At 59.7% G+C, this 12556-nt stretch carries 14 protein-coding genes; 3 read left to right on the plus strand and 11 right to left on the minus strand.

Annotation, left to right across the window (positions count from 1 at the left end):
* Positions 1 to 109: 109 nt before the first annotated feature.
* From VK574_RS18600 to VK574_RS18650, 11 genes are all read right to left on the minus strand, one after another.
* Positions 110 to 1024 (minus strand): response regulator, encoded by a 915-nt coding sequence (locus VK574_RS18600; protein WP_472801372.1) that lies wholly within the window; start codon positions 1022 to 1024, stop codon positions 110 to 112.
* Between the two features lie 1123 nt (positions 1025 to 2147).
* Positions 2148 to 3011: a bifunctional DNA-formamidopyrimidine glycosylase/DNA-(apurinic or apyrimidinic site) lyase gene (gene mutM / locus VK574_RS18605; RefSeq protein ID WP_472801373.1), complete on the minus strand. Its 864-nt coding sequence runs from the start codon at positions 3009 to 3011 to the stop codon at positions 2148 to 2150.
* A gap of 70 nt (positions 3012 to 3081) precedes the next feature.
* The gene (locus VK574_RS18610; RefSeq protein ID WP_472801374.1) at positions 3082 to 3489 is read right to left on the minus strand and encodes a nuclear transport factor 2 family protein; all 408 of its coding nucleotides are present in this window, start codon (positions 3487 to 3489) and stop codon (positions 3082 to 3084) included.
* 351 nt (positions 3490 to 3840) lie between these two features.
* Complete coding sequence (locus tag VK574_RS18615) at positions 3841 to 4128, minus strand: putative quinol monooxygenase (RefSeq protein ID WP_472801375.1); 288 nt, start codon at positions 4126 to 4128, stop codon at positions 3841 to 3843.
* 50 nt (positions 4129 to 4178) lie between these two features.
* Positions 4179 to 5495 carry an adenylosuccinate synthase gene (locus VK574_RS18620; protein ID WP_472801376.1) on the minus strand — a complete coding sequence of 439 codons (1317 nt, stop codon included), beginning with the start codon at positions 5493 to 5495 and terminating at the stop codon, positions 4179 to 4181.
* Positions 5496 to 5674: 179 nt separating this feature from the next.
* A complete protein-coding gene (locus VK574_RS18625; RefSeq protein WP_472801377.1) occupies positions 5675 to 6796 on the minus strand; it encodes a hypothetical protein in 1122 nt (373 codons plus the stop codon).
* Positions 6797 to 6966: 170 nt separating this feature from the next.
* Positions 6967 to 7281: a hypothetical protein gene (locus VK574_RS18630; RefSeq protein ID WP_472801378.1), complete on the minus strand. Its 315-nt coding sequence runs from the start codon at positions 7279 to 7281 to the stop codon at positions 6967 to 6969.
* A gap of 130 nt (positions 7282 to 7411) precedes the next feature.
* Positions 7412 to 7903 (minus strand): VOC family protein, encoded by a 492-nt coding sequence (locus tag VK574_RS18635; protein WP_472801379.1) that lies wholly within the window; start codon positions 7901 to 7903, stop codon positions 7412 to 7414.
* A gap of 175 nt (positions 7904 to 8078) precedes the next feature.
* Positions 8079 to 8984 (minus strand): non-homologous end joining protein Ku, encoded by a 906-nt coding sequence (gene ku, locus VK574_RS18640; protein ID WP_472801380.1) that lies wholly within the window; start codon positions 8982 to 8984, stop codon positions 8079 to 8081.
* A gap of 177 nt (positions 8985 to 9161) precedes the next feature.
* Entirely contained in the window at positions 9162 to 9923 is a 762-nt protein-coding gene (locus tag VK574_RS18645) for a hypothetical protein (RefSeq protein WP_472801381.1), read from the minus strand.
* 42 nt (positions 9924 to 9965) lie between these two features.
* Entirely contained in the window at positions 9966 to 10172 is a 207-nt protein-coding gene (locus VK574_RS18650) for a hypothetical protein (RefSeq protein WP_472801382.1), read from the minus strand.
* Positions 10173 to 10428: 256 nt separating this feature from the next.
* Between VK574_RS18650 and VK574_RS18655 the strand changes: the two genes are divergently transcribed.
* Genes VK574_RS18655 through VK574_RS18665 form a run of 3 tightly spaced genes read left to right on the plus strand, consistent with a single transcriptional unit; the run spans position 10429 to position 12500 of the window.
* Positions 10429 to 11394, plus strand: a complete 966-nt coding sequence (locus VK574_RS18655; RefSeq protein ID WP_472801383.1) for a hypothetical protein — start codon at positions 10429 to 10431, stop codon at positions 11392 to 11394.
* Positions 11395 to 11433: 39 nt separating this feature from the next.
* Complete coding sequence (locus VK574_RS18660) at positions 11434 to 12000, plus strand: RNA polymerase sigma factor (RefSeq protein ID WP_472801384.1); 567 nt, start codon at positions 11434 to 11436, stop codon at positions 11998 to 12000.
* Positions 11997 to 12500, plus strand: a complete 504-nt coding sequence (locus VK574_RS18665) for a hypothetical protein (RefSeq protein ID WP_472801385.1) — start codon at positions 11997 to 11999, stop codon at positions 12498 to 12500. Before VK574_RS18660 ends, VK574_RS18665 begins: the two co-directional genes overlap by 4 nt.
* Positions 12501 to 12556 lie beyond the last annotated feature (56 nt).

Consider the following 12556-nt stretch of genomic DNA (forward strand, 5'->3'; position numbering starts at 1 on the left):
GACGTAGGGAAGAGAAAGAGTCTCGGACCGCGTGATCCTTGATTACAAAATAGAAGAGGGCTCCAGCATCAAAGCGGGCGCCCTCTTCGTTGTTTCCTATTCCGTGTTTTTAGACTGGCTGCGACACGTACTCGTCTTCCTCTTCCAATCCATATCGGCGCAGCAGGTTGGGCAGGCTCTGCGAGAATGCCGAGCGCGGCATCACCGTATCGCATCCGGCTTCGATGGCCTTCATCTTCAGATCGCCCTGCAGATGATTGAGGAATCCAATAATTGATGTCGCCTTTTTGAATTTTGTTTTGAACTTCGGAATCAGCGTCATCGGTTTTGCATTCAAGTTGTTGAGATCGAAGACCACCAGGGTTGGCTTCTCTCCCTCGGGAGCGTCGATGATGCGCGAGATGGTTTCCTTCTCGCCCTTCACGAACTCCACCTTGACGCCAAGCTTCTTGGCTGTCTCCTGAATCTTCGCCTGGAAGAACAGGTCCTCGATAAAACAGAAGATGCGTGTGGGGGCATCGGCCTTCACCGGGACTGCCGGCGAACCAACGTTCACGTCGTTGTAGTAACCGTGGTGCCCGTTGCCTGCAGTAGGAATCGTCGAAGGCGGCCCGTCTGCTACGTTGCCATTCACGGTGCGATAGCTGTGGTCCATCGGACCTACAAATGTTCGCGGGCCCCTCTGCCTCTCCTTGCGCCGGCCGTTATGCTGCGGGGTGATGCTGTTGCCCGGCTGCGGCTGAGGCGTATTGGTTTTTTGCTGGAAGAATTTCTTCTTTTTTCGGTGTCGGCCTGAACCCTGCTTTGGCGGGCCGCCTTGTTGTTGCGGCTGCTGCGGAGCCTGCATCTGGGGCTGAGCGGGCGGCGGCTGATTCTGCTGAACCTGCCCCTGCGGCTGACCACCTTGCGGGTTCGCCTTGTTTTTGCGACGACGCCTGCGGCGCCGATGTCCTTGCGACTGTCCCTGGCCATTCGCCTGGGCCGACCCCAGCTCGGGCTGGGGTATCGTCGGTTCTGTTGTCATGCGTGCACTTCCTGGCACTTTGCTATGGGTTGCATTACTTTTCTTGCTTCAGCTCTTCCATTACTGGGGCTGCTGAAATTTCAGATATCGGCCGCACGTCTCGCTCAGACGCGAGGCACCTCGGCGGGTAGCTTTCCGCTTTTCGTTGAAGCCGCGCAATGTGTCGGGGAGCAGTGTTCTCGAACGCAATCTACCACGACATTTGCGTACCCACGACGCGCTAACGGTGGGTTAACCTTTCCTGCCCCGCGCATTGCAGCATTCCCGTTTGTTCGATCGACAATTGCTTGCCGCCAGGATCCCTGCCGGGAATGACCGCTATTCCTTCGATGCGACTCCAGGGCCAAACATCCATTCAAAACGTTCAAGCCTTCTGCCCGACCCACCTCAACAGCATTCTCCGGTTGTTCTGATCGGTGCGACTCGGCCTGCGTTTCCTGGGGTGATGCCTGTCCTATAGGATTCTTCGCCGCTTCGGCCTGTTCGGCTGATTCTGGTTGCGAAGTATCTTTTGTAAGCGGCGAGCCGGCTCTGCCCTGATCCGGGTGGTTCGCTTCAGCCGCTTGATAGGCAATCTCGATACTACAGACTCCCACGCCACTGCGCAAGTAGTCACCGCTCCACAATGGCAGTACAAGCGTAACCGCGAAGGAACCCGACTGCAGCTGGACCGAGACGTCGAATCGCCCAAACGCACAAAACGCCACTCAGTCGAGTGGCGTTTTGCGTCCCTGCGCTGGTCACTGGCCTCCCAGCAAATTACGGGCGGTGGTTATTTCCACCGCGCCTCTTACAGGCTCTCCCGGCCGGTCTACCGCTTCATTGGCGGCTGCTCTTGCCGAGCGTCTGCTGTTTTGCGGGCTGGCCGGAATCTCTCCAGCAGCCGGTACATCACTGGCACCTTCCAAGTAGCAATCGACGTGCCGTTCTGAATTTTGTTTGATTTCATCGAGTTGCGAGTATCGCATGGGCATGGCTGTTTGGATTCTGGTAAACCTGCGGCGCAGGACTTCAAAAAATAGTAGATTGCGCTTCGAAAAGGACTCGACGAACCCCCAAGCCGCTGGACACGACCGGCATAGAGAAACGCGCGCAAATGGGGCTCGATTTTGCCCAGCAAGGTTTAGCGCTGGCAATGCGCGCAGTAATGAGTGCTTCTTCCCGCCACCACGATCCGCTTGATCACATTGCCACACCGCAGGCAAGGCTCCCCTGTGCGTTGGTAGACACAGTGCTCCAACTGGAAAAATCCCCGCACTCCTTCGGCGTCGACATAGTCGGAAACCGACGAGCCGCCGAGCTGGATGGCGTGCTCCAAGACCGCACGGAGCGCCCGCCGCAGTTTCTCGAGTTCCTCACGTGTGAGCCGGCCCGCCCGGCGCCGCGGACGGATTCCTGCGCGAAACAGCCCCTCATCCGCATAGATGTTTCCGACTCCCGCCAACAGGGTTTGATTCAGCAGCGCTGCTTTGATTGCCAGCTTTCGTCCGCGAAATAGTTCTGCAAACTCCGCCGGTTCGATGGTTAGCGGCTCCGCACCCGGTCCCGCGAAGCCTTGCCCTGTGCGCAAGTCCCGGAACTCCAGCCGGCCGAACCGGCGCGGGTCGACGAAGCGCAGCTCGCGTCCGCTCGCGAGCGTCAGCCGGGCATGCGTGTGTTTCGCAACCGGCGCGTCCGGGGTTGTAACCAGCAGCCTTCCCGTCATGCCCAGGTGCACAATCCACTGTGCGGTTATCGTGGAATACTGCATATTTGAGTGCTTCTTCCCACTGCGTGCGACCTCATCGCCGCCAAGCTCGACCACGATGTGCTTGCCGGTCCGGTGGACGGCAACAATCTTCCGCTCACGCAACCCTTTGGCCTGTTGGGCCGCCGGCGTCTTGAAGGGTTCGCGATGCGTGCCAAACCAGGCGTCGACGATGCGGTCGCCACGCACACGCGCGTCGACGCCGCGTGCGATCGTCTCCACCTCAGGCAGTTCAGGCATCGGCTTATTTTAGAGGGAGAGGCCTGGGCGCATCTTCGGATGATTCCTCGGAATGCGTTGCGGATCCGCGCTAGTGAGGTTCTCCGGGTTCGCGAATCTTGCTGGCCTCGAAGCTTACGATGCGCCAGACGCCGCGCGGGTCCTTTACATACACCCGCGTGTATCGGTAGCTGCCGGAGACTTCGCCCTCCGGACCTGTGCCGCTGATTTCGGCACGCGAGGTCACCAGAGCGGTCGTTCCATATATACGAATCTTTCTGTCGGTAAGCTCGATGGACTTGAAGTGCATGGTGCCGGATCGAAGGTTGGCGAGCGCCTGTTCCTTGGATTGGAGGATGCCGGTCGGAGAGATGGCGATGTAGTCGTCGGCGAGCAGCGCATCCATCGCCGTGATATTTGCCTTCAGAACGGCATTGCGCCAGGCATCTTCGAGGTGTTCGATCTGGTGACGCGTCTCATGCTTCTCTGCGCGCGGCATGGCGGGCAACCGAACCGCCGCAAACAGCAATATCAAGAGGGCAAAGCATATCGCAAGACAACTTTCCCTGTTCGTTGGCGAGCTCGCCCTCCGCATTCCCATAAGCGTAACGGATGGTAGCCCCGAATTGCTGTGATGGTCAATGCACGCCATGTGAATGTTCCCTTAACGGAAATCCTTAGGTCATTCGACGATGTGACCAAAGGAATGTTCACTCACGATAGTTTGACTGACCGAAGATCGGCTTCTGATCTTTGCGCGGATTGTCTCAGAGTCTGAAGACCTTAGCTCACTCGAGGATCCACCCGGGGAATATCAGAAAGAGCGCGCAATTCTTGCAGGACGACCCTCTTACGCCAGCGCGGCCAGATCTTCGCGGCTGCGCTCCAGCATCTTCTGGTAGAGACCGGCCACCGCGTACTTTTTGAAGTGCGTCGACTGGCGGTGGGCCTCTTCGGCCTTCTGGTCCTTGTACTGCTCGTAGATCAACACGGCGCACGGCTCGCCCTGCACCCAGTGCGGAATAAAGCTGACGCATCCCTGCTCAAGACGCGAAGCCTCGGTGAGCGCCTGCAGAATCTCGGCAATCTCCGCCCGATCTTCCTGGGCAAACCTCATCCGGACAGTAAAGCTGATCATGGGGAGCACTTCCTCAAACCAAGGTGAATACTGCGGTCCGTCAGTCCAGTCTATGCGTGAATCTCGTCGAGTGCAGCGGCAAACTCCGGAAGCACCATCGTCTGTTCGCGGTCGGGGCCCGTGGAAACCATGCCGATCTTCGCACCGCTCTCGCGCTCCTGAAAGCGAAGATACTCCTGCGCGGCTTTCGGCAGCTTATCAAATTCAGTGATGCCTTCTGTGGATGAGCGCCATCCCTTGAGCGTTGTATACACCGGTTTGATGCGTTCCAGTCCCTGCACGTCCGCCGGAATCTCGTCGCTGACTTTGCCGTCGAGATGGTAGCCAACGCAGATCGGGATATCCTCGAGCTCGTCGAGCACATCCATCTTCGTTACGACCAGCCACTCCGCTCCGTTCACCTGGTTCGAATAGCGCAGCAGCGGAATGTCGAGCCATCCACAGCGCCGCGGCCTTCCCGTCACCGCACCGTACTCGTTGCCGCGTGCGCGTAGCTGGTCGCCAATCGGATCGTGAATCTCTGTCGGGAACGGACCTTCGCCAACGCGCGTCACATACGCCTTGGTCACCGAGATCACCGTACCGATCGCCGTCGGCCCCACACCGGTACCGGTTGCTGCGCCGCCCGCCGTCGCCGACGAGGACGTCACAAAGGGATAAGTGCCGTGATCGATGTCGAGCATCGTGCCCTGCGCGCCTTCAAACATTACGGAACCGCCTTCGGCAATGATCTTGTGGAGCATGCGGCCGGTGTCGGTAACAAACGGGCGCACCTCTTCGGCAGCGGCAGCGTACTCCTCGTACATTTTTTCGGGATCAAGCGGATCGGTGCCGAACAAGGCGTGGGCGATGGCGTTCTTTTCGCCGCAGGCGGCCTCGATGTGCTGGCGCAGCAGCGAGGTGTTGAGCAGGTCCACGATGCGCAGGCCGCTGCGCGCCATCTTGTCTTCATAGGCGGGGCCGATGCCGCGGCTGGTGGTGCCGATACGCTTGCGTCCCGGCGCGCTTTCAGCCGCCAGCTCGATCATGCGGTGATAGGGCAAAATGACCTGCGCGCGATTCGAAACAAACAGCTGATCGTCGATTTCAACGCCCAGTCCGCGCAGCTTGGCGACTTCTTTCAGGAAGGCGATAGGGTCAAGAACGACGCCATTGCCAATTACGCCCTTGCAACCCGGCCGCAGCACGCCGCAGGGGATAAGCTGCAATACGAACTTCTGGGTGCCGTGGATCACGGTATGCCCTGCGTTGTGCCCACCGGCGTAGCGCGCCACGGCGCTGAAGCGCTCGCTCAGCACATCCACAATCTTGCCCTTGCCCTCGTCGCCCCACTGGGCGCCCAATACAACTGCCGTCTTCGCTCGCATCCCTGCCCGCTTCCCTGAAAAATCACACAATTTCGCCTGCAGTCACCACGCGGTTGTGCAGGAAAAATCGCGACACAATCACCGCTGCGCCACGAACGATTCTAAACCCTGCGTGGGAAAGAATCGGTGAGGAGAAGGACGACGGACAGTTCTGAGTTCATGGTTCGTAGTTCAGAGTTCTATTGCGCACGGGCCGGAGGCGTCGGGGTCGGCGGGGCCACCAGCTTGTATCCCGCCGAAACGTCGAAGTGCGATGGGTCGACCGCCGCCGACGAAAAGTTCGAAGTGGTGATCTGCGTTTCCATCAGGATGGCGCTGGTCGGTTGAGCCTGGGCTGCGTTTCGATCTGCATTTTGGTCCGGAGGCGGATCCTGCTTCTTTTTGCCGAAGCCGAAACCACCGAGCCGGCTGGACAACGCAGAACTCAGTCCGGCTTTTGCCACGTCCCCTTTGCTTGGGCCGGCTGGCTCGGCAGGCGTCGGTGCTTCCGATGCTGCGGGTAGCGGCTGGCCGTTGGTCGTCGTTCCCATGCGCATCACCTGCATGATCGGGACACCATCCAACTTCTGCATCTCCTTGGCCATGTCACCGAGCGCCTGTCCGGCGCCGGGGTTTTGCGCCAGCATCTTGCTGAAGTCGAAGCCGAGTCCGATAGTGCTGGAATCGGCCATCTTCAACGCCATGCGCATGTAGAAATCGCGCACCTGGTCGTAGCCGGGAATCGCGGGCACCAGCCACATGTCGTTGGTGATCGCCATGTTACCTGACTGCTGGCTCTGAGTGTTGGTGGCCGTCATGGTCATGGTGAGGATGGCTTCGCTGCTATCGAGGCCGCTGACTTGCTTGGTCGCACCCGTCTTGCGCACCTTCACGTCGAAGCTCATCTTCACGTTTTGCGCGTTGGGATCCGGAGCCGGTTGCGCCGCGGGTTGCGCGGGCTGCTGCTTTTCCATCTGCGCGCGCGCGTTTGCCATGGCCTGCTTCATCTGGTCAAACGTCATCACCGTGTAGGTCTTTTTCTGCACATCGACATGGGTGATCGTTTCCTTGTCAAGATCAATGATCTCGATGGACTCGGGTGAAACGTTGGCAAGCCGGTTGTCTTTCAAGTAGATCGTGGAGACAATCGGGTCGCCCATATGGCGCGCCTGCGAACTGATGAAGCCGACGGACTTCATCATCTTCATCAGCGAGCCGCCCGTCAGCTGGGTGGTCTGCTGATAGGTGTAGTCGGCGGCATGGAGCGTGGCGGACAGGGTGAGAGCGAGCAAGAGCGCAACGCGCTTCGAAAGGGGGAACATTGTGAATCCTCCAGGTAGGTTCGGCGGCAGAGAGGGACACTCGGCGACGAGCCGCTCGAATGGCTCGGAGTCTACCCGCACAGATAGTGCGCGTCAACGAAAGAACGTTTCCAGGGATTTGGGTTCAATTTCTTGTACATCGGGCAGGAGAGTCAACGAAATCCGGTTGCCTAAGGCGCGAATTCCATCATTTTGATTACGCTTTGGCGGTCGTACTGGGTGAAGTAGAGGGTCTTGCCGTCGGCGGTGGCGCTGAGGCTGGGCTGCAGGCGCACGGGGCGCTCGTCGAGAGTGAGCACAGGCGAGATTTTGCCTGTTGCGAAATTGTAAAAATCGATGGTGGGGTGAGGATCGGCGTCGCTATCGAGGACGTACAGACCTGCGGCGGTGACGGCGTGGTGTCCCCAGAAGCCGACTTGGGGACGGTCGTGGACGACCAGGGTTTCTGCGCCACAGCCACCGCGGGAACGCGAGGTTGCGAGCAATGATTCGACCGACGCGACGGTTGAAGTGGCAATGAAGTAGCCCAGACGGGCATTCGGTGCCGGGCGCCTTCAGGCGTCCGGCCCTTGCCATTTCAGGCGACGGGATCGTTAGGCGTGAATCGGATGAGGGTTACTTCGAATCCGGTCGAGAGTAGAAGTCGATTAGATTCCCATCCGGGTCGCGGAAGTAAATGGATCGAGTTCCCCAAGGCTGCGTGGTCGGTGGCTTGACCCAGATCTTCACGACGTCCCGCAGCCTTTGGTATTCGCCATCGACATCGGCAACTCTGAACTCAAGGATGATGCTCCTGTTGCTCGCTGCTGTAGCTGAGCCTGGAATATAACGTTCCTGCGCCTCGGCCGAGAAGATGGCCAGGGCACCAACGTTGGTGTGGAACTCGGCGTAATCTTCGCCTGACATTTGCGCGTCCCGTTTGAGAATAGCAGCGTAAAACTTGACCATCTCTTTCATGTTTTTCGTGACCAGGCAGGTGTTCACGAGGGCTGGGGCCTCGGTGAGGGCGGGTTCTTTGTCGTGAGCAGATTGTGCGTTCGCGGGGTACACGACGAAGAGTGCGATCAGCGAGACGGCGGTGAACCGCAGACAACGAGGTCCAGTCATCTTATGCCTCCCCATGATCGAATCGCCGGCGACGCAGACGGAAGTTGCCTGCGAGCAGGAGTGCCAATCCAAGCATGCTGCGGCATATACGAGATCAAGCGAAAGGACAGTGATGCCATCCGGCTGGACCGGTCTCTGAGCGGGCTCTAAATCAGCTTTGCCTGGGCGCGGTTGATCAGGCCGATTTGCGTTTGGCGGACTTGGCAGGCGTCTTCACAATGCCGATGCCTTTGGCTGGTGGTTTTGCGCTCTTGGGCGGTTTCTTGGCCGAGACCTTGTCCGAACCGATGCTCTTGCGCAGGGCGTCCATAAGGCTGACCACATTACTTGGTCTCTGTTGCGGCGCTTCGTCAATGGGAACAGGCATATGATTCACCTTCGCTTCGACGAGGGCCTTGACCGCTGTTTCGTAGCCGTCCTCAAACTTGTTGATGTCGAGTTTGCTCGACATCCGTGCGATGAGCGTCTCAGCGAGCTGAAGAGAGTCGGAGTCGATGGCTGGCTGCTTGATGTCGCGGAAGTAGTCGGCGCGGTTGCGCAGTTCGTTCTGATAGCGGAGGGTGTAGGCCATCATGCCGGGGCTGTCGGGGCCCGCGGGCACCAGGGCGATGACGTTTTCGCGGCCTGAGAACGAGACTTTGCCGATGGCGGCCTTGCCGGTTTTCGCCAGGGCCTGCCGGACGACGTTGAAGGCTTCGGCGGACATGTCGTTTTCGGGAGTTACGAAGTATGGCTTCTCAACGTATTCGGGATTCAGGTCGGCAACTTCGACAAATTGCGATACAGCAATCGTGTGCTTGGAGGGGATGCGCAGGTTTTCAAGTTCGCTGGGCTCGATGATGACGTACTTGCCCTTGCTGTATTCGTAGCCCTTCACGATCTCATCGTTCTCGACCGCGGTTGTGGCTTCTTTGCTTTCGGCCGCGCTCTCGAGCACTTTCTGATGGCGGATTCGTTCGCCGGTGCGGCGGCTGATCTGGTGAAAGCTGATCTGGCCCTTGCTTTCGGTGGCGACGTAGAGGCTCACTCCAAATGCCACGAGCGAGATTTGAACGTTGCCCGACCAATAAGGACGTGCCATGAGACCTCCAATAAAGGCGGGCCGGAAAGAGCACAGGAAGCGCAGACCCGCAGACTGAGGAGTTTAGCGCATTTTGTAAACGTCGGAGAAGTGTATATATAGTAAACGACAGGACTTTCGTCTTGTCTTCGCCTCCGTTATCGGGAGCAGATTCGAACGGCCAAGGCCGAGTTTCGGCTAGTGCGCGATCTCGATTCCGCGGCCGAGGATGACGATATAGGCAGATCCAAAAACAGCCGCGCCTACCCACCATGCCACCTGACGCGGCACCACAAGCGACGTCTCAGGAAGCGGCCTCGGAATCATTCCGTCAAGCCAGAGCATGCCCGAGGATCCGCCAAACGCGGCCGGGATGGTGGACTCCAGCAGCAGCTTGATGCCCAGCGGATCGAACATTCCGGCAGCGCAACTGAAGATGCAGCTGGCGAGATAGGGAAGCCGGCCGATGACGTTGTATGCGGCACGCGTGGAGCAGAAGGGCCGAACCGCAAGGGCGAGCAGCCATGCGACAAGCACGTAGAGACCGAGGCCAACGATCGCCATTGCCGTGCGCAACAAGGCCTGGTGGGGCAGCCCTGTAATCACCTGCTCCCAGTCTCCGAAGCCGAAGATGCCGGAGAACATGAAGTAGCCGGTGCCGGAGAAGAGATTGTGCGCGGCCAGCAGCCAGCAGAAGTAGCGAAGGCTGGCGCGCGTCCCGGCAGCGTGTGTCGCCAGCAGCGCCAATGTGCCGGCAGCGAGGTTGACGAGCGTCCCGCCCGCCTCGACCCATCGATCCTCATGCAGGCTTGAGAGATGGTTGCTAGTGAGTTCGATGGGGACTCCGCCGCGAAGCCAGGAGGTGACGCCATGGCCAACCCCCTCGTGCAGCAGCACGGTTATACCCGTGGCGACGATCGCCATGCTGATAATGGTCGCCTTGCTGTGCGCGGAAGGCATGGCGGGAATTCTATCCCACGCTGGATGCCCGATGCCCCTCCCTCAGGCCCTGCGGATGAGGTGGACGGCGGACCAGCCTACGGCAACGCCGACAGAGCGGAGCATGGTGGCATCAAAAGGCAGAAAAAGTGCGAATCCGACGGCCGCGAAGGACCAGATAAAGAGGGCCCAGGTAAGGGTGTTGCGGCGATCTGCGTAGCTTTGCTTGAGTCGGGCCAGAAGTCTCCCGCTCTGAGAATGATCGTCCATTGTGTCGCTTGTCTCCTCTGCTCTGGAATCGGTCGGGGAGATTCCCGGAACACATCGTTTGGACCCAAAAGTACAGTCTGGGGCTACGTACAAAGTAACCTCCCCTCGCTGTTACTTAAATACTCCTTATGGGGAATGCCCTACACCCCCAAGGTGGTCCGGATGCCAGCCAATAAACGTTGTTAACCATGCCACAGGCTCGTCCGTTGTCTGGATAGAAGGGCCGGGAAGGCCTCTTCGATTTCGGGGGAAAACAATGCAAACGCGTCGCCTGGTCTACCGGATCCTTTCTGCCGTTGCTCTTTCCGCACTGCTTCTGGCCACACTGGGAGCGGCCCAGCCTCGCATTTCCACCCCGGGGGCCGCGCAGGTACCGAGCTTGGAGCCGGTTCCCAACGAGCGCGATGTGGCGGCGAATCAGTCGGAACTGATCCAGTTGCTGCGGCTGAGCCCTACCCTGACCACCGTGGTCTCGCACGATCCTTCGCTGCTCTCAAACCAGGAGTACGTCGCGCGGAACAACCCGCAACTGGCAGCGTTTCTCGCCGCGCATCCCGATGTGGCGCGGAATCCCGAGTTCTACCTGTTTTCCCATCTCAAGCATGAAGGCGGACAGCCCGATGAGGCGCTGGAGCGCGCAGTTTGGCCAGATGTGTATCGTTCCCAGCCACAAATGTCGAGCTTTGATCGGGTCTGGAGCGATACGGTGCCGCTATTGGCATTTGCGTGCGGCTTGACCGGCATCTTCGTGCTGGCTCGCATGTTCGTCGAGAATCGCCGCTGGGGCCGCATCTTCAAGCTGCAGAGCGATGTCCACGGCAAGCTTATCGACAAGTTCACCAGCAACCAGGAACTGGCCTCCTACATGGAGACCGAGGCGGGCAGAAAGTTTCTTGAAGCGGCGCCGATTCCCGTTGGGATCGAGCAGGACCGCCGCATGCCGAGCGCCGTCGCGCGCATCCTCACGCCGCTGCAGGCTGGCATTGTGATGGTGCTGCTGGGCATTGGGCTGCTCTCGCTGCGGCATGCGGGGCCCGATATGGACACGCCCATGCTGGTTTTCGGAACGGTCGTGCTGATGCCCGGAATCGGCTTTATCATCTCAGCAGGCGTTTCGTGGCTGCTGGCGGCAAAGCTGGGCCTGATGCCCGCTGACTCGGCCGCGCAAAACAGGTTCGATCCGCCCCTCGGCGCTTCCTCGGGATTCAAGGACAGGCAGTGAGTTGCGGGGAGCGCGGTGAAGGTGAGGAAGCAGAGACCCATGCCCTGGGAATCGACCATTCCGAACGTGCTGGCAGGCGAGGGGCAACCCCTCGCGGCCGGCGCGTCCGCCGCGGCGATGGATAACGAGCAGTTCGCCGGTTTTTATGCACGCTCGGCCCGATCGCTCTGGGCTTACCTCGCGCGCGTAAGCCGCGATCGCACACTTGCCGACGACCTGACGCAGGAGAGCTATGTGCGCTTTCTGTGCGCCAATCATCCTTCGGATGGCGAAGTGGCGGCACGGCGCTACCTGTTTCGAATAGCAACCAATTTGTTGCGCGATCACTGGCGGCGTCCGCGGTCATCGTCGATTGACGATATGCCGGAAGAGTTGTTTACAGCGCGCTGCGGCGAAGGCCACGCAGATTCGCTGGCGATGCTGGGCCCGGCGATGGCGCAGATGCGGCCCCGAGATCGGCAACTGCTCTGGCTGGCGTATGCCGAGGGCTACTCACACCACGAGATTGCGGAAGTGACGGGGCTGGCTTCGGCGAGCATCCGTCTGCTGCTGTTTCGCGCGCGACGCAAGATGGCACGTTTGCTCCGTCAGAAGGAGGAAGCATGAGCCCGTTCACATGCGCGCGCGAGCGAGAGGTGACGGAATTGCTGCGCCAGGGCTACTGGCCTGAGGCGTGCCCGGAGGAACTGCGCACGCACGTCGAGACGTGCCGAAGCTGCTCCGATCTTGTGCTTGTGACCCAGGCGCTGCAGGCTTCACGCAAGCAGACACTGGACATCCCACATCTTGAATCTCCCGGCGCCTTGTGGTGGCGCGCCCAGCTGCGGCGACGCAATGCGGCAATCGAGACTGTTGGGCGGCCGATTCTGGGTGCGCAGATCTTCGCGCTGATGCTCTTGATCGTTGTTGCGGCGGGTGGTCTCGTGTGGAAGGGAACCCTGGTGATGGCATGGCTCGAGGATCTGCCGCAGGCGCTTCATCTCGATGCGCTGGTGCCGTCCGCGCTTTCGAAGTCCGGCGGCATGGGCTGGATCGTGCTGCCCGCACTGGCAACGGCGGCGCTGTTGAGCGGCGTTGTAGTTTACCTGGCCACAGAAAAGCAATAATCTGGTTGCATGTTTCGTCTCTGCCGATCTGATTTCTGAAACCGCCCCGGACATAT

Source organism: Occallatibacter sp. (assembly GCF_035317045.1).
GTDB lineage: Bacteria > Acidobacteriota > Terriglobia > Terriglobales > Acidobacteriaceae > Telmatobacter.